Genomic DNA, 18,966 nt, shown 5'->3' with positions numbered 1-18,966 from the left:
CAATAACTGGATGTTATTCGGCTGCTTCTTTGAAGGTCACCGTGGTTGGATCTTCCTCGAGTCGACCAAGCAGCTCCTCGCGCCGAAGTTGCGCAAGCCGCATATTCTCGTCTTTGATCGGACCATAGCCGCGAATAGAATCAGGCAAATTGAGGAACTCACGCAGGAGACCATAATTTGCTGTTCCCAGCTTTCCGCAGGCAAGACTCAGGTCATCACGGTACTGCTTGATCAATGCACGCTCTTCCTTCCGTTCACGTGCATACCCAAACGGGTCAAGAGCTGTTCCACGCAAACTGCGGAGTGAGACAAGCATCTCAAATGCTTTGAAAATCCAAGGACCAAAGGCCCGCTTTTGCGGACGTCCAGTCTTTGGATCAGGCTTACTAGGCAAGAATGGTGGCGCCAGCATCAACTGCAATTCACCCGGATCAGCAAACTGTGCTTCCAGGTTCTTGCGGAACTCAGGCTCGCTATAAAGACGCGCAACTTCGTACTCATCTTTGTAAGCCATCACCTTGTAAAGCATCTCAGCGGCGGTGTGGGTGATCTCAAGAGATCCCGGACCAAACTCCTCATCTTTCGCGCGGATCTCGGTGATCTTATCGAGATACTTATTGGCGTAAGACCTGTTCTGGTAAGCGGTCAACTCCATGGCAAAGAACGCAATCTTCTCATCCAGCGTCATCACCGTAACGGCTTCCTGACGCGGAAGCGCTGCGAAGATCGCATCAGGGTTGGAGTAAAGAACACGACCTGCATGGAAGGCATTGATGTTCTTCTCAACCGCAGCACCATTCAATGAGATGGCATTCTCAATCGACTGGGCTGAGATTGGCAGTGTGCCAGCCTGATAGGCCAGACCGATCAGCATCATATTGGTGTAAATCGCATCACCAAGCAGCTTCTCGGCAATGTTCGCCAGATCATGCGCTCTCAGATCAAGCGTACCCTGCTCAAGCGTCCGCTTCATCTTGTGCTCATCAAACGACAGCTGCTGCTTCATAACGAATTCTGAAGTCGGCGTGACGTTCGTGTTCACAAAACCATGCGTTCTGCTCTTGTGATAAAGCGACAGCTGTTCAGCCTTACTTGCAACCAGCATGTCACTCGCAATGAGCACATCCAACTGTGCAGGCGGAACACGTGGCCCCTCAATCGTGTCGCTTGCTGCTGCAAAACGCACGTGAGAGGTTACAGGACCACCCTTCTGAGCAAGTCCAGTCATATCCAACGTAGACGCTTTGATTCCGTCAATATGCGCTGCCATCGCAATGATGGCGGAGATGGTCGTAACACCCATGCCGCCGATACCAGCCACCAGCAGGTTACGGGTGTTCTCAAGCGAAGGAAGCTGAACTTCAGGCAGCTGCTTCACATAGTCATCCAGCGCAAAGTCCGCTGGCTTGGCCTGACGCAGCTTGGAGCCCTTCACATAAACAAAAGATGGGCAGAAGCCCTTCACACAGGAGAAGTCTTTGTTACAGGAAGACTGGTTGATGCGGCGCTTTTCGCCAAACACCGTCTCAACAGGCTCAACGGAGAGACAGTTGGACTGTACAGAACAGTCACCACAACCCTCACAGACACGATCATTGATGAACAGACGAAGATCCGGATCGGGATACAACCCTCTCTTACGACGACGACGCTTCTCAGCAGCACAGGTCTGATCAAACACGATCGCCGAAACGCCTTTGAACTCCTTGAGTTCGTTCTGAACCTTCATCAGATCATCGCGGTGATGCACAGGCTCAGTCAGCGCTAGGTCCTGACGCCCCTGATAATCATCGGGATGCTCAGAGAGCAGAACCACCCTCTCAACGCCTTCTGCATGAAGCTGATTGAGAAGCTGAGGAACCGTCAGCGATCCATCAATCTCCTGACCGCCTGTCATCGCAACAGCATCGTTATAAAGGATCTTGAAGGTTATCGGCACACGCGCCGCCACAGCCTGACGGATCGACAGAATACCGGAGTGGAAGTAGGTGCCATCACCCATATTCGCAAACACATGCTCATCACGGGCGAAATGCGCCTGTCCAACCCACAGTGAACCTTCACCACCCATGGCGATCTGACCATCGGTCGTCCGGCCATTAATTTCGGTCATGGCATGACAGCCAATCCCCGGCATGGAACGAGACCCTTCAGGCACCACAGTAGACGTGTTGTGCGGACAACCAGAACAGAAGAACGGAGAACGAGCAGCAAGCTCACCATGTCCCTGCGCCCACATCTGCTGGCGCATCATGGAATCAGCAACTGACCGCATCTCGTCATTGATGTACTCCCGAGGCAGGAAGTTCATGATCACGCGGATCATCTCATCAATGGAAAGCTCCAGCACATCAGAGAGCAATGGCTCACCCTGCGCATCCTTTTTTCCAAGGATCTGCGGCTGCTGATCACTCGGCCAGTTGTAAGCGATCTCTTTGATCTGAGGTTCGATGAACGCACGCTTGTGTTCAACAACCAGAATCTTTTCAACGCCGCGCGCAAAGCTGGAAAATGCAGTTGGCTCCAGCGGATAAGGCATACCCACCTTATAAACCGCAAGCCCAATCTCCTTGGCTCGCCGATCCGTAATGCCCATCAGGCGCAGTGCCTGACACAGATCACGGAACGCCTTACCTGTCGCAACCATACCGATCCGAGGCTTCTGCGCACCATAGGCCACATGATCCAGACGATTCGCCTTGGCATAGGCCAGAACAGCCGGCATTCGGATATCACGCAGCAAGCGCTCCGTTTCCAGACGGTTGCCGAGCAGAAGAACCCGATTCAACTCCGCATTCTTGCGTGGATCAAATGCAGCAGGGCGTGAGAACGACAAACGCTGCGGGTCTACAGAAACAACACCAGATGCATCCATCGTATCTGCAAGGCAAATCAATGCACTCCACAGACCGGTGTAACGCGACATCTCAAACCCGTGCAGGCCAAAATCCAGCACTTCCTGAATATCAGCAGGATTGAGAACAGGGATTTCTGCGTGTTGGAAGAAAAACTCGCTTTGTGCCGGCAAAATGGAAGATTTTGCCAGATGGTCATCGCCAGCAAGCGCCACAACACCGCCATTTGGGTCGGTTCCAGAAGCACTTGCCTGATGCAGTACATCTCCGGCTCTATCAACGCCTGGCGCCTTCCCGTACCAGATGCCATAGACACCATCATAGGCAGAACCTTTTCCGTGCTGCCGAACTTTTTGCGATCCCCAAACCGCTGTTGCACCCAGTTCCTCATTCACTCCCGGTTGAAACTGAATATCCAGCGGATCAAGATATTGACGTGATCTTTGAAGCTCCGTGTCGTAGCCAGCGATTGGAGAACCGCGGTATCCTGAGATAAAACCGCCTGTTTTCAATCCGTTAGCTCGATCCAAACGACCGCGGTCCAACGCCAGTCGTACCAGTGCCTGAATACCGGTCAGGTAAACATTGCCTGTTTCAGCTGTGTATTTATCATGTAAGCTGATCGGTGGCACACTTACATTCATTCAATGAGCTCCTCTCCCATCATGGCTGTGGACGGTCCCCCCCGCCAAAACCAATTCTTTCGTCCTAGCCCATAGTGATCCTTTTTTTGCGTGCTTTCTGTGCTATCCTACCGACAAATACGTACTCAGTCGAAAAATTATTCCTAAGAGGGCATATGAGCGAAAATTCCTTATTGGACCCATCCGACATCCGAGTTCTGCGCATTCTGCAAAAAGATGCATCCCAATCCATCGCAGATATCGCCAAAGAAGCCGGTATGAGCCAAACTCCTTGCTGGAGGCGAATTAAGAAACTCAAGGAGACTGGAGTGATCAAACAGACAGCAGCTCTGGTTGATCGCGAAGCAGTCGGTCTTGGCTTTCTCGCATATGCCTTTGTTAAGCTCACTGTGCCCAGCCGCGAGAACATGGAAACATTCGACAGGCTTATTGGGGTATGGCCCGAAGTTGTTACATGCGAACGCATCACCGGCGCAGTGGACTATCTCATCAAAGTGGTCGCCACAGATATAAAGTCCTATGACGATTTCCTTCGCTTGAAACTTCTGGACAACGCTCTGGTCTCAGATGTTCAGTCCCGCATTGTAGTTTCGACAATTAAGGAAACAGTTGCGTTACCGCTTAAAGAGTTTGTCAGTTAAAGTTTCTGACACAGCCTAATCGGAGTTAGTTTACGCGCGGTCGCCGAAACTCCGAAATGTTTGCTCAAACTCGACTGATATGGTTTAGTCGCGCGATCTCTTGCACTTATAGATTTCGCGTGGACTAAACATTGCCCTCCCCCACATTCGTTATAAGCGGCCTCAAGCTGATCAACGCACTCCTGCGTTTTCTGGGACGAAACGGCACCAATGCCGTGGCGATCTCAATCTTTCTCGGCCTCTTTCTACCCGGCATTGCAGAAGCCCTGCGCATTCTTTTAACGCCCGCTATCTTTATTCTGCTGACACTGAGTTTTATCCGCGTCGACAACGCCGCCATCGCACAGCAGCTTACGCATCCTCTTCCAGCAATCGCGGCAGTCCTCTGGCAGATGCTGATCCTGCCCCTGCTTGCGACTTTGATATGCCTGACAATTGGATTGGATCAGTTAGATCTCGGCGTACTCACTGCACTGTTCATGGTCTCAGCAGCACCACCCGTCATGTCCACGCCAATTTTCATCTGGATGTTTGGCCTCAACGGCGCGCTCGCACTCACCATCTCAACACTCGCACTGATCATTGCACCGTTCAGCACGGCCCTGTTTGCGTACCTGTTGCTGCCAGACACCTTGCAAGTTGCCCCGCTCTCACTGGCCACTAATCTGGCTATGTTCCTGATCGGTTCAGCGGGTTTAGGTCGCCTGCTCTATTACGTGCTTGGTGCTGAGCGCATCAATCAGGCCACGGACCACATCAACGGCATCAACTGCGTTGTTCTGTTCATCTTCGCCATAGCGGCTATGGATGGCGTGACTGACTTTGCGCTAACCGCCCCATTCAAGGCGACCGCGCTGTTCATCGGTGTCTTTGCCATCGCGGGTGTTCAGCTGCTCATCACATTCCTGATCTTCTACCCGGCAGGCAAGCAAACCGCCTTCATCGCTGCCTATGGTACAGGAAGCCGAAATCTGGGTCTGATGGTTGCTGCATTAGGCGGCACAATCCCTGAATTTGCGTGGCTCTTCTTCGCCTTTGCTCAGTTCCCGATCTACCTGTTGCCGTGGATCCTAAGACCTGTCGCCATGCATATCGGTAAGACTGAAACAGCCGCCCCCTAAAGAACGAATGGCAGTTGCGCTATTCGCACCACTTGCTTCTCTCTTGTGTCCATGTTAGCGGCACAGCAAAATGGGCACATCAAGGAGAATCCCTGCTATGGCACAGCCGCTCGTTATCGCACCTTCCGTACTTGCATCAGACTTTTCCAAGCTGGGGCAAGAAGTTCGTGATGTTGTAGAAGCTGGAGCCGACTGGATCCATCTGGATGTTATGGACGGTCACTTCGTTCCAAACATCACCTTTGGCCCAGATGTCATCGCAAAGCTCCGCCCACACACCGACAAGGTGTTCGACACCCACCTCATGATCGAGCCGTGTGATCCATACCTTGAAGCCTTTGCAAAGGCTGGTTCCGACTACATCACAGTCCACGCTGAAGCGACCACCCACCTGCACCGTTCTCTGCAGGCGATCCGTGCCCTTGGCAAAAAAGCAGGTGTTTCGCTGAACCCTGGCACACATGAAAGCTACCTGGAGTACGTTCTGGACAGCGTAGACTTGATCCTTGTCATGACAGTCAACCCAGGCTTCGGCGGGCAGAAGTTCATTCACTCTCAGATTGAGAAAGTTGCACGCATCAAAAGCATGATCGGTGATCGTCCAATCCGCATCCAGATCGATGGCGGCATCACTCCGGAAACTGCACCACTTGTCACCAAAGCTGGCGCAGACACACTGGTTGCTGGCTCAGCCGTGTTCAAAGGTGGCACCGTAGAAAGCTACCGCGAAAACATTACAGCCATTCGAACAGCTGCTCAGGTGTAAGTCCTGATCCATTATCGCAAAAGGCCGCCCGGGAGGCGGCCTTTTTTGTAAGCAATGCAGTCTTAATCGAGAGCTTTTGCAGCCTCTGATGCTGCACTCGTAAACAAGGTCGAATCTGTGCCAAACGTCATGAACTGATAACCAGCGGCCTTCGAGTGCTGCAAATGGCCTTTGGAGACACAGTAGATCCCTGCAATCTTTCCAGCAGCACGTGTCTTCTCGGCAATATCCTTCTGCATCGCCAAAGATGCATCTGCCACTGGCTCGATGCGCTGCCCACCAGAAACAGTCAGGGACAGATCTGCTGGCCCAACAAAAACACCATCCAATCCATCAACTGCGAGAATATCCTCCAGAGCCTCATAGGCTTCCGGTGTCTCAATCATCGCAATGGCCAATGTCTTCTTATCCGCGGAAGCAAAGTACTCGTCCATGGTGGTGCCAGAGGCCATGGTCGCCCCAACAGCGCCATAACTGCGCGATCCTAGAGGTGGGTACTTGCAGAACTCAACAAGCTTCTTCGCATCGGTCACCGAGTTGATCATCGGCGCGGTTATCACTTCCGCACCCATATCAAGCAGCCAGCTGGCATTCTTGAAATCATCAACGCAGATTCGTGCCACAGCATGACCACCGCCAATGATGATCTCCCGAATAGAATCACGGGCATCAGCTGTCGTCAGCAACCCATGCTGCAAATCCAGAGTGATTGCCTCATAACCACTTTTCAGAAACAGATTCGAAAAGATTGGAGATGGCAGACTTGCCCACGCGCTCACAACGGTTTGCCCTGCACGCAGTTTTTCTGCCAGACACATATTCTCAGTCATGCAATGCCTCATCTGATTGAGCACAGGCACCATCAACCACGCAGCACCAGCTCTTAAACGCAATTGTCATTCAAACAAAAAAGCCGTCTCCCTCACAATATCAAGGGAAGACGGCAAATTCTTTTGTGAAGCGCCCATCAGATGGGCCAGCTTGAGGGGATCTGCTTACGCTTCCTCAGCAACTTCCTTCTTCGCAACAGCCATCAGCTCTTCCATGGTGCGGCGAATCTGGTGTTCAGACTGCTCAACACCTGCATCAGCAAAATCCTTGGAAATACGAGCAAAAATGTCTTCGTCGCCAGGCTCTTTAAGATCAGTTTGTACGATCTTGTTGGCGTACTCTTCTGCAATGTCCCCGGCCAAACCAAGCTTCTCAGCAGCCCACTGCCCCAGCAGCTTGTCGCGCCGCGCAGTCGCTTTGAAAGCAAGCTCAGAACCCATTGCGAAACCGCCTTCAAACGCATCAGCTCGTTTGTCGAACGTGGTCATCTATTCCCTCCTAGCTCAGACAATGTAAAAAGGTCCCTCCCCTCTTACAAGTCACGCTATAACTTACGTGAATCATTGTACGCAACTTCTATTTGCAGGTCAAAAGCCATTAGTTGTAGTCAGTGGTATATCAAATGGTGGTAACGCCATTCGAATTACCCATTTGTGCTTTATCAAAAAGTCGGTTAAGTTCCGCGCCGCATAGCGGGATCGCGATTTTCGCAATGACGAAAGATGCGAAAACCAATGCTGGAGGAACATTTGCAGTCTTTAGGCTCGAGTGCTTTGAAAGACATCTGGTTTACGCCCCGACGTCACCCGTACGACTTGTTCTACAAACGCAATGGTACGTGCCTATGAACCGCCGTCGGCGAATTTACGAAGGCAAGGCCAAGATTCTCTATGAGGGTCCTGAGCCGGGAACGCTGATTCAACACTTCAAAGATGATGCAACAGCCTTCAACAACGAAAAGCATGAAGTCGTTGATGGAAAAGGTGTCCTGAACAACCGGATTTCTGAGTACATTTTCAACAATCTGAATAACATGGGCATTCCAACCCATTTTATTCGTCGGTTGAACATGCGCGAACAACTGATCCGTCAGGTGGAAATCATCCCGATTGAGGTCGTTATCCGCAACGTTGCTGCAGGTTCTCTGTGCAAACGCCTAGGATTGGAAGAAGGCACTCAGCTACCACGCTCCATTATCGAGTTCTACTACAAGAACGACGAACTTGGAGATCCGCTGGTTTCTGAAGAACACATCACCGCTTTTGGTTGGGCCGCTCCTCAGGAGCTTGATGACATCATGGCACTCGCCATCCGCATCAATGACTTCCTGTCCGGTCTGTTCATGAGCGTTGGCATCCGCCTCGTTGACTTCAAGATCGAACTTGGACGTCAGATCGAAGGCGACATGATGCGCATTGTTCTTGCGGACGAGATTTCTCCAGACAGCTGTCGCCTGTGGGATACTTCCACAAACGACAAGATGGACAAGGACCGCTTCCGTCAGAACATGGGTGGTATGGTTGAAGCCTATCAGGAAGTAGCCCGCAGGCTCGGCATCCTGATCGACAACGACCGTCCGGGACACTCTGGACCAGTGCTAGTCAAGTAATCAATGAACGGGCCCGTGAGGCCCGTTTTGCATTTTTGGGGCAAGCAATCTACCGCACGGGTATTGAACTATCTCACTACCTTGGCTCGTTTTTGCTTCCCCAGCATAGATTCCCGCGTTATGAACGCGCGCAAAGAATGGATTTAGGCGACAGGCGCAATGCAGTCCGCTTAAATCTCCCATATTGGTAAGGAAGGACCAGTTAGAACCATGAAGGCACGTGTGACCGTCACTCTTAAGAACGGTGTTCTCGATCCCCAGGGCAAAGCAATCGAAGGCTCCCTTGGTTCTCTCGGTTTTGAAGGCGTTGAAGGCATTCGCCAGGGTAAAGTGTTTGATCTGGAGCTGGCTGACCGCAGCGAAGCTCAGGCCAAAGCTGACATTGAAGCCATGTGCGAACAGCTGCTGGCAAACACCGTCATCGAAAACTACTCTATCGAGCTGCTTTAAGCTGTAAACGATAGACGAACCTGCGAGGGCAAAACCGTGCAAGACGATACCAGCCGGATCATCCGTTTCATGGTCATCAAGGCGATCATCTTTATTGGCTTGCCAGCTGCCCTCTCTGTTCTTGCGGTGTTTTTACTCCTGTAAAACCTCGTCTGTGACAAGCGGCCCTCCATCCAAGAGGAAACATTCATGAAATCCGCAGTGATCCTATTCCCCGGCTCCAACCGTGACCGCGATATGATCAAAGCGCTGGAGCAAATCTCCGGCCAGCCTGTTGCCACAATATGGCACACCGAAACAGAACTGCCGGAAGCAGATCTCTACGTCCTTCCGGGCGGTTTCTCCTACGGTGATTACCTGCGTTCAGGTGCGATTGCAGCTCGTTCCCACATCATGCCAGCTCTGAAAACAGCAGCTGATCAGGGACGTCACGTTCTGGGCGTTTGCAACGGCTTCCAGATGCTGACTGAAGCAGGCCTTCTGCCGGGCGCTCTGATGCGCAATGCATCCCTGCACTTCGTCTGTAAGGAAGTCATGCTGGAAACCACCAGCACCAACAGTGCCTTCACATCCCACATGGAAAAAGGCAAGGTCTGGCGCTGCCCGGTGGCTCATCATGATGGCAACTACTTTGCTGATGCGGAAACGCTGAAAGAACTGGAAGGCGAAGGCCGCGTGGCATTCCGCTATGCTAACGGCACCAACCCGAACGGTTCCATCAACGACATCGCTGGCATCACCAGCGCAAAAGGCAACGTCCTCGGCATGATGCCTCACCCAGAAAATCTCATTGAAGATCTTCACGGTGGCGTTGAAGGCCGCGCGCTGTTCGAAAGCGTCATGCAGAGCCTTGCAGCTTAAACTGCGAGCAGAATAACTTTTTTAAAACCCGGATGCTCAGCACTCCGGGTTTTTTCATGCCTCAGATAAACGCAAAACCGATCCCGGTCAGGCCCAGCAGCACAACGACAATCCATGGTGGTGCTTTGAAAGAAACTAGCAGCACAAAGCCACAAAGCGCCGCTGCAAAGTCCTTCGCCTCCAAAATTGCACTGGTCCACACAGGCGAGTACAGCGCCGCACCGAGAACACCAACGACGGCTGCATTAGCGCCTGCCATGATCCCACGCGCTGAAGGCGTCTGCCGTAGAACAGCCCAGTAAGGCAAACCGGCAATCAAAAGCAAAGCTCCCGGCAAGAAAATGCCGATCAAAGCAACACATGCGCCAATCCACGGTGCATATCCAGTTGGCATCTCAGCCCCCAGATAACCGGCAAACGTGAAGAGAGGTCCCGGTACCGCCTGCGTTGCACCATATCCGGCGAGGAAAGAACTCTCACTCACCTGCCCAGTTCCAACCACTTCCGCCTCCAGAAGCGGCAGCACCACATGGCCACCACCAAACACGAGCGAACCGGAGTGATAAAAGCTGGCAAACACACCAAGCAGCGGATCAACAACCCACTCACTCAAAACAGGCAGGCCGAACAAAAGAATTGCAAATAGCGCAACGGCCAGAAGACCAAACCGACGCCTCGGAGCAAACAGCACCTCATGAACGTCGGCTTTGGGCTCAGATCGGCAGAACAGGAAACCACCTAAGCCACCAGCAACTATCGCAGCAATCTGCCCACCAGCACCGCCCAGCGCAACGACCAGAACCACTGCAAGCACCGCAAGCCCAGCCCGCAGTTGATCTGCACAGAAGTTACGTGCCATCCCCCAAACCGCCTGCGCCACTACAGCAACAGCAACCAGCTTGAGGCCATGGATCAAGCCCATTCCGACAGGCCCCTCAAAAGCGCTGGCCCAGTATGCAAAACCAAAGAGAAGCAAAGCGGAAGGTGCGGTAAACGCAAAGAATGCTGCAAGCGCCCCAAGTGGCCCTGCCCGCATCAAACCAAGCCCAAATCCAACCTGACTACTCGCAGGCCCCGGCAAAAACTGACAGAGCGCAACCAGATCCCCATAGGCTTCTTCAGAAAGCCACTTACGTCGCTTAACCAGCTCCTCTCGGAAATACCCAAGATGCGCAATCGGCCCACCAAAGGATGTCAGGCCCAACTTCAGGAAAGCAACAAAGACCTCTAACGCATGACCCTGAACATGTTCCTCAGGAAGATTTGTCGGACGTTCTGCAAAACTCATGGATGGCTCAATCGTATTCTGAATAGAAAGCGGAGCAGCATATAAAGCAGAGTTGTGACATCAGGACAAATACTCAGAGCGCCCCGGTACTAGGCAGCCACAACTGTTTTCAATGCAACATTGCGAGGCAACTCATTGTAACGCCGTTGATAGGCACGGGACAATGCCGTCGGCGACGCAAAACCAACACGCGCTGCCACACTTTTCAAGGGACGCCCAGCCTCCAGATCCAGCTTCGCCAGAGCCAGACGCCAGTTGCTTAAGTAAGAACCCGGCGTCTCACCCATTACATCCTTGAAGTGAACCGCAAACTGAGTGCGCGACATGCCCGCCACTTCAGCGAGGGTCTCCAGTCGCCACTGCTTTGCCGGTTCCTCATGAATAGCCACAAGCGCTTGCGCCAGATTTGGGTGTGCTAGCCCGGCAATCAATCCGCTACATGCAGCACCAGAACGAACCGCATGCCGCAGCAACCGGATCACCACCACTTCGCAAAGCCGGTTGATCACCGCCGCTCCACCACAGCGCGGAGACAGCACTTCTTCCACCATCAGGTCAGCAAGGCTTTCCAACTCAGGCGCATCCTGCAGATAGATCTCGACATAGTCCGGCAGCGCCGTACTCAGCTGAGATCCCGGCCCACCGAACTCCACCCGCGCACCTGCAAGCACAATGGTGTCATCGCAAATACGCTTGATCTCAGTTGGGTTGTTGGGACTGGAAGGAAGGAACACGAGCTTCCGAAAACCGTGCATGCAACGAAGGATGAAAAAGTTGCCCTGAAGCACCTCATCCTCTGTGTTGTGAAGGATATGCGCCTCCACCTTAAAGCGCTCAATAAGCGAAGACAGACGGTCGTATCGCAGCTCTCGTGGTTTCACTTCAGCTAGCTCAGTGGCCATATCCGAACTCTCGATCAGTTTTTTCGAACAAAAGGCAATTAAACGTTCAATAACATAATAGCTACAAATCGACCACCGCTAATTGCCTTTTCAAAAAACGAAATGAGCAAAGCTACAAGAAGAATACTTAGCTCAGGAGAATAATATGCTGATCCCTCGCAAGCCAGTCCCAAGCTTATCTGCGAACCTCGTTGGTGGTGGTACATTCGATCTGTCAGCCGACGCTTCTGATTTTGCCACTCTGGTTGTCTTTTACCGTGGTCTGCACTGCCCCATCTGTGCAACCTACCTGAAAGAACTGGAACGTCTGACACCGGAGTTCGAAGAACGCGGTGTGAAAACCATTGCTCTCTCCACCGATACAGAGGATCGTGCCCAAACATTCTCCAACGCAATCAAAGCAGACAAACTGCGCGTTGGGTATGGCGTTACTCTGACCAAGGCGCGTGAATGGGGTCTGTTCATTTCAGCAGGCCGCGGAAAAACGTCTATCGGTATTGAAGAACCAGATCTGTTCGCAGAACCAGGACTGTTCTTCGTAAAGCCTGACGGCACACTTTACTTCGGGAATGTGCAGACTATGCCATTTGCACGTCCTGACTTTAAACCAATGCTCGGTGCTCTCGACTTCTGCATCAAGAACGATTATCCCGCCCGCGGTGAATACACCGGAGCTCTATAATCAATTTTACCACAAACACTTTCTTGGTGCTCAGAGAGGCTGTGTTTTCGCAGCCTCTCTTTTTTATGTCTTTTTGACACGAGGCTTTCGTGCCTTCTTCTGATTGATGTGCTCAATATCTGGAAAGTCTGCCCCCTGCCAAATGCGGACAACAATCAAGACACAGATCGCAATCACAGCCCCCAAAACAACACCCACTAATCGGTCAATAACCTGATTGAAGTTGTCGACCGGACCTGCAGACGCCAGCGCCGCAATCACAAACGCATACCCACCCTGCGTTCCTGCATAAGCCCAGTAACTCTTGCCGTGGTGCACCGAGGCTAGGAAGAACAACCCGATTGCAAGCAGCAGCGCCCACCAGAAAAACGACTGTAACCCGAGCCCGATCAGACCGAACCCCATCAACCCACCGATGAGACAGCCCAGACTTCGGTTCAAAGCAAACTTCTTCACGGACACAACCGGCCCATAGAGCACAACAAGCGAGGTAATGATGATCTGCACCATCGCCGCAAGTTCATGGCCCACGTAGATGATCGGTGCCAGCATTGCGACTGCTGCCCCGCTCAAACACAGCGCAATCACCCAGCTCTTATCCATGGTGTCGATGTTGGGCGTCAAATAGGGTCCAACTCCCACACCTAACGACGTTTCCTCGAGGAAGTAATAGGAGACGACCGCCGCGGTCATCACCCCAATTGCAACCGTAATTGTTCGGTCAACCATCAGATAAAACAACAGATCAATTTCCAGCAGAGAAATATAAATGGCCAACATCGCAGTCACGATCCCCATCAACCACGCATAGGCATAGTTGGGGCTCGCCATTCGCTTATAAATCGCAAGGGCTGCAAGGCATCCAACCGCAATCATCTGGAAGACTTCATAGTTCTTAACTGCAACCGCAATCCAGTACCCGGAAAACCCACCGGCAATGGTGCCGATCACACGTTGAATGCCTTTGCGCCAAACGTTGGTCCAGTCCGCATTGGCCACCGTCATGGCAGACATGGCCGCCCACCAAGGATCATCCGCATCAACAATCAGAGCAATGATCGAGGCGAGCGTCACCATCAGGCTGGTGCGGAGACCGATAGCGTAGTTGAAGAACATGGCGCCTCCTCTAATGCACAAGGAAGATGCGCGCATCTCCCCCATGCATTGGAACGTGGTCCTCTAAAAACTCCCCCATATCAATTTCGACCGGAAACCGCTGCGAAAGCCGGATCCAGTCGGTCGTCAATGGTATGTAAGGCAGCACCCTGGGATCCTGATCCATGCGGGAAATGCCTCGCCCAATGGACCGGACCGTCCCTTTGTGAACCCGGTATGGATCACTGGAGACCTGAAAGTAGACCGTTTGCCCCGGTTTCAACCGGGCCGCATGCCTCTCAATCAGGTTCGCAATGATCCGCCAATTGGTGTTCGTGATAAGTGCCATCTGTGGAATGCCCTGAAGCACATAATTGCCCGGGTTAACTGTGTACTCGCTGACCACACCATCCACCGGCGACAATAAGGAGGACTTTCGAAGATTGTACTGCGCCAGAGCTGTTGCCGCCTGAGAAGCCTCATAGGTCGAGCGTTGCACTTCCACCTGATGCGCAGCCGCCCGCAAAGTATCTCTCGCCGAATCCGTTTCCGCATTCGCCTCTTCCAGAGAAAGCGTGATGTTGTCGAGACGTTGCTGGGTTACGAAACCATTGTCCGTCAGCTCCTCAAAGCGCTGCTGTTGAGCTGAGAGATTAGCAACCTTTGCAACCGCAGCCGTTACTGCAGCCTCAGCAACCTGCACCTCTGCCTCAGACCTGCGCAAGTTAGCCAGAGACATGGCTTCCTGCGCCCGCGCTTCCTGAACCGCCAGAGCAAAAGGTTCAGGATCAATCTGCATCAGCAACTCACCAGCTTTTACAGCCTTGTTCCGATCAACAGGAACCTCGGTAACAAATCCGGAAATTTCAGGAGAGACACGCACCACATCTGCGGAGACATAGGCATCAGCGGTGTAGGTGAAGAAATAATCAATAACAACATAAGCGCCGATCAAGGCGCATGCGCCTAAGATCACCTTGATCGGACCACTTATGTGAAAAATGCCTCCAGGCACCCTTTATCTCCGCTCACCTGACACTACGCAAAACATAAGCATCGGCGAATTCTTGTTAGACAAGCCGGTTATTAGCACCAGCAAAAGGCGCCCATTTGGAGGCACGTGAAAGCATCGCAAATGAGGGTTTTGAAATCGTGAAAATGATCCCTCCAAATTCTAAGTAGCTAGTAAATACAGTAGGTTAACGAATATTTCCGAAGCGTAAAATTTTAGCGCCCGCTCATTGCATAACGCGAAACAAAACCCTAACCAGTTCAAAAGGACATGATTGAAACATCCTCTCAGGTTGTGGTTGCATCGCGAAAACACATGCGCCTTGCTAATTCGCCGGGCAAACCTGCAAAGGACTATCTGTGATGCCACCCCTTGCGAAAAGACTTGCCGTCCTCGGAACCGTTTTCGCCACAGCAGTTGGAGTCACCGCTCTTTCTGCCAATGCAGCACAGGTCAACGCCAGAGCAGCAGGGTTCTCTCACACAGGTCAGCTCGCAACCTTCGGCCTTTACAACAATGCTATCATCACCGATCAACTCAACCTCAAGCGCATCAACGCAGATTACGTATTCCTCAGCGACAATCCTGAAGATCCATTCGACTTCGTATCCGGCAGCTGCTTCGGCGGTGCAGTCGTTAAAAACATGCAGGTACAGGGCGGCGGTGTTTGCAGCCTGAAGGACAAGAACGGCGCACCGTTTGCCATCAGCTATGAGATCACGGGCATCAAAGACGGACGGTACTCAGGCAACTGGGCCATTCTGGGTGGCGATGAAAAATGGGCAAATGCCAAAGGCAGCGGAACATGGAGCCGTACCAAGCTGCCAAACATGTCCATGTCCGTGACAACTCTGCAGGGCGAAGTCACCTTCTGACCACCGCAAACTGAGTATTTTAGGTTGAAAAATTTTTCAGCTAATTCAAAAGATTACAGCTCCATATGATTTAAACAGAGTGACTTGTCGTTAAGCTGCAAAAAACCATGCCTTGGCAGCAAAAAATCCAAAAAAGCGGCCTCTACAGTTTCCATTTTTCTATGAATCCTGTTAAGCAGCCCGTGACATTTGGCCCCGGCGCACAGCGCCCAAATTTTCTGAGTGTGATGATCCAAAATAGCGTTAAGATCACCCCCGAACTCATTGAGGCCCACGGTCTTAAGGAAGATGAATATGCTCGCATCCTGGAGCTGATTGGCCGAGAGCCAACCTTCACCGAGCTTGGAATTTTCTCCGCAATGTGGAACGAGCATTGCTCCTACAAATCCTCCAAGAAATGGTTGAAGACACTCCCGACCACTGGCCCTCGCGTCATTCAGGGACCAGGCGAAAACGCAGGCGTTGTCGACATCGATGATGGTCAGGCTGTCGTCTTCAAGATGGAAAGCCACAACCACCCATCTTACATCGAGCCCTATCAGGGCGCGGCAACCGGCGTTGGCGGCATCCTGCGCGACGTGTTCACCATGGGCGCTCGCCCTGTCGCAGCTATGAATGCGCTGCGCTTCGGTGAGCCGGATCATCCACGCACGCGCCACCTCGTTTCCGGTGTTGTCTCCGGCGTTGGTGGCTACGGCAACTCCTTTGGCGTCCCAACCGTGGGCGGTGAAGTTGAGTTCCACAAATCCTACAACGGCAACTGCCTTGTAAACGCCTTCGCAGCTGGTCTTGCTGATGCAGACAAGATCTTCCTGTCCGAAGCAAAAGGTGTCGGCCTCCCAGTCGTTTACCTCGGTGCAAAAACAGGCCGTGACGGCGTTGGCGGCGCAACAATGGCCTCCGCTGAGTTCGATGATTCCATCGACGAAAAGCGTCCTACCGTCCAGGTTGGTGATCCATTCACTGAAAAATGCCTGATGGAAGCCTGCCTTGAGCTGATGAAAACCGGCGCGGTTATCGCTATTCAGGACATGGGCGCCGCTGGCCTCACCTGCTCTGCTGTTGAGATGGGCGCAAAAGGCAACCTCGGCATCGAGCTCGACCTCGACAAGGTTCCTGCCCGCGAAGAAAACATGACGGCCTACGAGATGATGCTCTCAGAAAGCCAGGAGCGTATGCTCATGGTGCTGGAGCCATCCAAGGAAAAAGAAGCGGAAGCCATCTTCACTAAGTGGGGTCTGGACTTCGCAATCTGCGGCATCACCACGGATACCCTGCGCTTCGTTGTGAAGCAGCACGGCGAAGTAATGGCTGATCTGCCAATCAAGGAACTCGGCGACGAAGCTCCTGAGTATGACCGTCCATGGACACAATGGCCTGAGCCGGAAGAAATCGCTGCAGCCAACGTTGAAGAACCAGCAGACTACAAAGAAGCACTGCTGAAGCTGCTCGGTGGCGCAAACGGCTCTTCCCGTCGCTGGGTTTACGAGCAGTACGACACCCTCATTCAGGGCAACTCTGCCGCAACTCCGGGCGGTGATGCAGGCGTCATCCGCGTAGACGGCACAGACAAAGGTCTGGCGTTCTCCGTCGATGTAAACCCACGCTACTGCTACGCAAACCCTTATGAGGGTGGCAAGCAGGCCGTTGCAGAAACCTACCGCAACCTGTCCGCAGTTGGCTCTCTGCCACTGGCAATCACCGACAACCTGAACTTCGGCAATCCTGAAAAGCCAGAGATCATGGGTCAGTTCGTTGGCTGTCTGAAGGGTATCGGCGAAGCCTGTGAAGTGCTGGAAACCCCAATCGTTTCCGGTAACGTTTCCCTTTACAACGAAACCTACGGCGAAGGCATTCTGCCAACACCAGCCATCGGCGGCGTTGGTCTGCTGAAAGACGTGACCAAACGCGTCGGCAGTGCATTTGTTAGCACTGGCGAAACCATCGTCGTTCTGGGCGGTAAGGGCAAACACCTCGGCTCTTCTCAGTACCTGCAGGAAGTTCTGGGCCGCGAAGAAGGCGCTCCTCCTCCAGTCGATCTGGAAGTTGAAAAGCTCACCGGCACATTTGTTCGTGAAGCAATCACCGAAGGCCGTATTACAGCAGCACACGACATCTCCTCAGGAGGTCTCGCTGTTGCTCTGGCTGAAATGGCGATTAAAGGCAAGCTCGGCGCCACCGCAAAAGTGACTGGTGACCATCCTCATGCCATTCTGTTTGGTGAAGATCAAAGTCGCTATGTTGTGACTGTGGCAGAGGAAAAACTCGCTGCCTTCTTGGAAGATGCGATCGACGCTGGTATCAGCACAGAAGAAATCGGTAAGACTGGTGGTGATACTCTGGTTCTTGGCGATAAAATCAGTGTGTCAGTTGAAGAACTGAACAATGCTTTCGAGGGATGGTTCCCGCATTTTATGCAGGCGAGCTGATACTCGTCCACCGAACTGCTAAACTGAGTTCTAAATAAGATTCGCTTCTCTCTTCATTCGTGGTGAGAGAAGCAGCCAAACAGAAGCAACCCAGTCGGGCAAGGAGGCACACTCATGGCCATGGACGCAGGCGAACTACAGACCCTTATTAAAGAGGCTTTGCCAGACGCACACGTGGAAATCAGAGATCTGGCAGGTGATGGTGATCACTACGCAGCTGTCGTCATCTCAGAAAGTTTCCGCGGTAAATCCCGCGTACAGCAGCACCAGATGGTGTATCAGGCTCTTAAGGGTAAAATGGGCGACGATTTGCACGCTTTGGCGCTGCAGACCTCAGCTCCGGAATAACAGAACACGAAGGTGCGACCTTTTTCTTGCATTACCCATGCAAGTTCCCATATGAGTGGCCGCACCACGAACAAAATACAATCACGGTCACCGGGCTTTGACCCCGGTCGAGCGAAAGGAACTCGACGAAATGAGCGATATCCAAAACTGGATCAAGCACGAAGTAGAAAACAACGATGTTGTGCTCTTCATGAAAGGCACCCCAAACTTCCCACAGTGTGGCTTCTCCGGCCAGTCAGTGCAGATTTTGGACTACATTGGTGTGAAGTACATCGGTCATAACGTTCTTGAAGACGATAACCTCCGTCAGGGCATCAAAGACTACAGCCAGTGGCCAACAATCCCACAGCTCTACGTCAAAGGCGAGTTCATCGGTGGCTGTGATATTATCCGTGAGATGTTCCAGTCTCAGGAACTGCAGGCTCTGTTTGCAGAAAAAGGCATCGAGATCGCACCAGCTGCATAAGTCTCTGCTGAAAAAGCATTTTCCAAAACGGGCCTTCCCACGAGGGCCCGTTTTTTGTTGCCATACTGTTAGAACCGAATAGTTTAAACCG

General features: G+C 52.4%; 19 protein-coding genes. 12 read left to right on the top strand and 7 right to left on the bottom strand.

Annotated elements, in window-relative coordinates; all coding sequences use genetic code 11:
• Nucleotides 1-13: 13 nt before the first annotated feature.
• On the bottom strand, nucleotides 14-3,499 hold the full coding sequence (locus PJE062_RS06555; RefSeq protein WP_008548146.1) for an indolepyruvate ferredoxin oxidoreductase family protein: 3,486 nt from the start codon (nucleotides 3,497-3,499) through the stop codon (nucleotides 14-16).
• Nucleotides 3,500-3,654: 155 nt separating this feature from the next.
• Here PJE062_RS06555 and PJE062_RS06550 point away from each other — a divergent pair, with 155 nt between their 5' ends.
• From PJE062_RS06550 to rpe, 3 genes are all read left to right on the top strand, one after another.
• A complete protein-coding gene (locus tag PJE062_RS06550) occupies nucleotides 3,655-4,140 on the top strand; it encodes an Lrp/AsnC family transcriptional regulator (protein ID WP_008547660.1) in 486 nt (161 codons plus the stop codon).
• A gap of 131 nt (nucleotides 4,141-4,271) precedes the next feature.
• Nucleotides 4,272-5,261: a symporter gene (locus PJE062_RS06545; protein ID WP_008548030.1), complete on the top strand. Its 990-nt coding sequence runs from the start codon at nucleotides 4,272-4,274 to the stop codon at nucleotides 5,259-5,261.
• Nucleotides 5,262-5,358: 97 nt separating this feature from the next.
• Nucleotides 5,359-6,027, top strand: coding sequence for a ribulose-phosphate 3-epimerase (gene rpe, locus PJE062_RS06540; RefSeq protein WP_008547400.1), 669 nt, complete (start codon nucleotides 5,359-5,361; stop codon nucleotides 6,025-6,027).
• A 62-nt stretch (nucleotides 6,028-6,089) separates the two neighbouring features.
• Here the strand turns inward: rpe and PJE062_RS06535 are convergent, their stop codons facing one another.
• On the bottom strand, nucleotides 6,090-6,857 hold the full coding sequence (locus PJE062_RS06535) for an HpcH/HpaI aldolase/citrate lyase family protein (protein WP_008548050.1): 768 nt from the start codon (nucleotides 6,855-6,857) through the stop codon (nucleotides 6,090-6,092).
• A gap of 165 nt (nucleotides 6,858-7,022) precedes the next feature.
• Entirely contained in the window at nucleotides 7,023-7,346 is a 324-nt protein-coding gene (locus tag PJE062_RS06530) for a DUF1476 domain-containing protein (protein ID WP_008548073.1), read from the bottom strand.
• Between the two features lie 356 nt (nucleotides 7,347-7,702).
• Between PJE062_RS06530 and purC the strand changes: the two genes are divergently transcribed.
• The 4 genes from purC to purQ all read left to right on the top strand — a co-directional run bounded on the left by purC (nucleotide 7,703) and on the right by purQ (nucleotide 9,778).
• The gene (gene purC / locus PJE062_RS06525) at nucleotides 7,703-8,467 is read left to right on the top strand and encodes a phosphoribosylaminoimidazolesuccinocarboxamide synthase (protein ID WP_008548091.1); all 765 of its coding nucleotides are present in this window, start codon (nucleotides 7,703-7,705) and stop codon (nucleotides 8,465-8,467) included.
• A gap of 210 nt (nucleotides 8,468-8,677) precedes the next feature.
• Nucleotides 8,678-8,917 (top strand): phosphoribosylformylglycinamidine synthase subunit PurS, encoded by a 240-nt coding sequence (gene purS / locus PJE062_RS06520; protein WP_008548081.1) that lies wholly within the window; start codon nucleotides 8,678-8,680, stop codon nucleotides 8,915-8,917.
• Nucleotides 8,918-8,953: 36 nt separating this feature from the next.
• Complete coding sequence (locus PJE062_RS26875) at nucleotides 8,954-9,061, top strand: phosphoribosylformylglycinamidine synthase-associated small membrane protein (RefSeq protein ID WP_014286429.1); 108 nt, start codon at nucleotides 8,954-8,956, stop codon at nucleotides 9,059-9,061.
• A gap of 45 nt (nucleotides 9,062-9,106) precedes the next feature.
• Nucleotides 9,107-9,778 carry a phosphoribosylformylglycinamidine synthase subunit PurQ gene (gene purQ / locus PJE062_RS06515; RefSeq protein WP_008547760.1) on the top strand — a complete coding sequence of 224 codons (672 nt, stop codon included), beginning with the start codon at nucleotides 9,107-9,109 and terminating at the stop codon, nucleotides 9,776-9,778.
• 61 nt (nucleotides 9,779-9,839) lie between these two features.
• On the opposite strand, the gene chrA is transcribed toward purQ, so the two are convergent.
• Complete coding sequence (chrA, locus tag PJE062_RS06510) at nucleotides 9,840-11,066, bottom strand: chromate efflux transporter (protein WP_008547902.1); 1,227 nt, start codon at nucleotides 11,064-11,066, stop codon at nucleotides 9,840-9,842.
• 89 nt (nucleotides 11,067-11,155) lie between these two features.
• On the bottom strand, nucleotides 11,156-11,968 hold the full coding sequence (locus PJE062_RS06505) for an AraC family transcriptional regulator (protein ID WP_008547858.1): 813 nt from the start codon (nucleotides 11,966-11,968) through the stop codon (nucleotides 11,156-11,158).
• 145 nt (nucleotides 11,969-12,113) lie between these two features.
• Between PJE062_RS06505 and PJE062_RS06500 the strand changes: the two genes are divergently transcribed.
• Entirely contained in the window at nucleotides 12,114-12,650 is a 537-nt protein-coding gene (locus tag PJE062_RS06500) for a peroxiredoxin-like family protein (protein WP_008547673.1), read from the top strand.
• 63 nt (nucleotides 12,651-12,713) lie between these two features.
• On the opposite strand, the gene PJE062_RS06495 is transcribed toward PJE062_RS06500, so the two are convergent.
• Both PJE062_RS06495 and PJE062_RS06490 read right to left on the bottom strand, forming a co-directional pair.
• Nucleotides 12,714-13,766, bottom strand: coding sequence for an FUSC family protein (locus PJE062_RS06495; RefSeq protein WP_008547505.1), 1,053 nt, complete (start codon nucleotides 13,764-13,766; stop codon nucleotides 12,714-12,716).
• Nucleotides 13,767-13,776: 10 nt separating this feature from the next.
• Entirely contained in the window at nucleotides 13,777-14,760 is a 984-nt protein-coding gene (locus PJE062_RS06490; RefSeq protein ID WP_174519169.1) for an HlyD family secretion protein, read from the bottom strand.
• A 359-nt stretch (nucleotides 14,761-15,119) separates the two neighbouring features.
• Here PJE062_RS06490 and PJE062_RS06485 point away from each other — a divergent pair, with 359 nt between their 5' ends.
• From PJE062_RS06485 to grxD, 4 genes are all read left to right on the top strand, one after another.
• Nucleotides 15,120-15,632, top strand: coding sequence for a hypothetical protein (locus tag PJE062_RS06485; protein ID WP_008547664.1), 513 nt, complete (start codon nucleotides 15,120-15,122; stop codon nucleotides 15,630-15,632).
• A gap of 224 nt (nucleotides 15,633-15,856) precedes the next feature.
• A complete protein-coding gene (gene purL, locus PJE062_RS06480) occupies nucleotides 15,857-18,061 on the top strand; it encodes a phosphoribosylformylglycinamidine synthase subunit PurL (RefSeq protein WP_037036296.1) in 2,205 nt (734 codons plus the stop codon).
• 114 nt (nucleotides 18,062-18,175) lie between these two features.
• Nucleotides 18,176-18,409 carry a BolA family protein gene (locus tag PJE062_RS06475; RefSeq protein ID WP_008547869.1) on the top strand — a complete coding sequence of 78 codons (234 nt, stop codon included), beginning with the start codon at nucleotides 18,176-18,178 and terminating at the stop codon, nucleotides 18,407-18,409.
• 130 nt (nucleotides 18,410-18,539) lie between these two features.
• The gene (gene grxD, locus PJE062_RS06470; protein WP_008547903.1) at nucleotides 18,540-18,875 is read left to right on the top strand and encodes a Grx4 family monothiol glutaredoxin; all 336 of its coding nucleotides are present in this window, start codon (nucleotides 18,540-18,542) and stop codon (nucleotides 18,873-18,875) included.
• Nucleotides 18,876-18,966 lie beyond the last annotated feature (91 nt).

Origin of the sequence: Pseudovibrio sp. JE062, assembly GCF_000156235.1 — a bacterium.
Taxonomy (GTDB): domain Bacteria; phylum Pseudomonadota; class Alphaproteobacteria; order Rhizobiales; family Stappiaceae; genus Pseudovibrio.
Note: the sequence above shows the minus strand (reverse complement) of the source record. Positions and strands in the feature narration are given on the sequence as shown.

Bases quoted from the DNA above. Each gene is read 5' to 3' on its own strand.
- PJE062_RS06555 (WP_008548146.1), bottom strand. From the start codon at position 3,499: ATGAATGTAAGTGTGCCACCGATCAGCTTACATGATAAATACACAGCT.
- PJE062_RS06550 (WP_008547660.1), top strand. From the start codon at position 3,655: ATGAGCGAAAATTCCTTATTGGACCCATCCGACATCCGAGTTCTGCGC.
- rpe (WP_008547400.1), top strand. From the start codon at position 5,359: ATGGCACAGCCGCTCGTTATCGCACCTTCCGTACTTGCATCAGACTTT.
- PJE062_RS06535 (WP_008548050.1), bottom strand. From the start codon at position 6,857: ATGACTGAGAATATGTGTCTGGCAGAAAAACTGCGTGCAGGGCAAACC.
- PJE062_RS06530 (WP_008548073.1), bottom strand. From the start codon at position 7,346: ATGACCACGTTCGACAAACGAGCTGATGCGTTTGAAGGCGGTTTCGCA.
- purC (WP_008548091.1), top strand. From the start codon at position 7,703: ATGAACCGCCGTCGGCGAATTTACGAAGGCAAGGCCAAGATTCTCTAT.
- purS (WP_008548081.1), top strand. From the start codon at position 8,678: ATGAAGGCACGTGTGACCGTCACTCTTAAGAACGGTGTTCTCGATCCC.
- purQ (WP_008547760.1), top strand. From the start codon at position 9,107: ATGAAATCCGCAGTGATCCTATTCCCCGGCTCCAACCGTGACCGCGAT.
- chrA (WP_008547902.1), bottom strand. From the start codon at position 11,066: ATGAGTTTTGCAGAACGTCCGACAAATCTTCCTGAGGAACATGTTCAG.
- PJE062_RS06505 (WP_008547858.1), bottom strand. From the start codon at position 11,968: ATGGCCACTGAGCTAGCTGAAGTGAAACCACGAGAGCTGCGATACGAC.
- PJE062_RS06500 (WP_008547673.1), top strand. From the start codon at position 12,114: ATGCTGATCCCTCGCAAGCCAGTCCCAAGCTTATCTGCGAACCTCGTT.
- PJE062_RS06495 (WP_008547505.1), bottom strand. From the start codon at position 13,766: ATGTTCTTCAACTACGCTATCGGTCTCCGCACCAGCCTGATGGTGACG.
- PJE062_RS06485 (WP_008547664.1), top strand. From the start codon at position 15,120: ATGCCACCCCTTGCGAAAAGACTTGCCGTCCTCGGAACCGTTTTCGCC.
- PJE062_RS06475 (WP_008547869.1), top strand. From the start codon at position 18,176: ATGGCCATGGACGCAGGCGAACTACAGACCCTTATTAAAGAGGCTTTG.
- grxD (WP_008547903.1), top strand. From the start codon at position 18,540: ATGAGCGATATCCAAAACTGGATCAAGCACGAAGTAGAAAACAACGAT.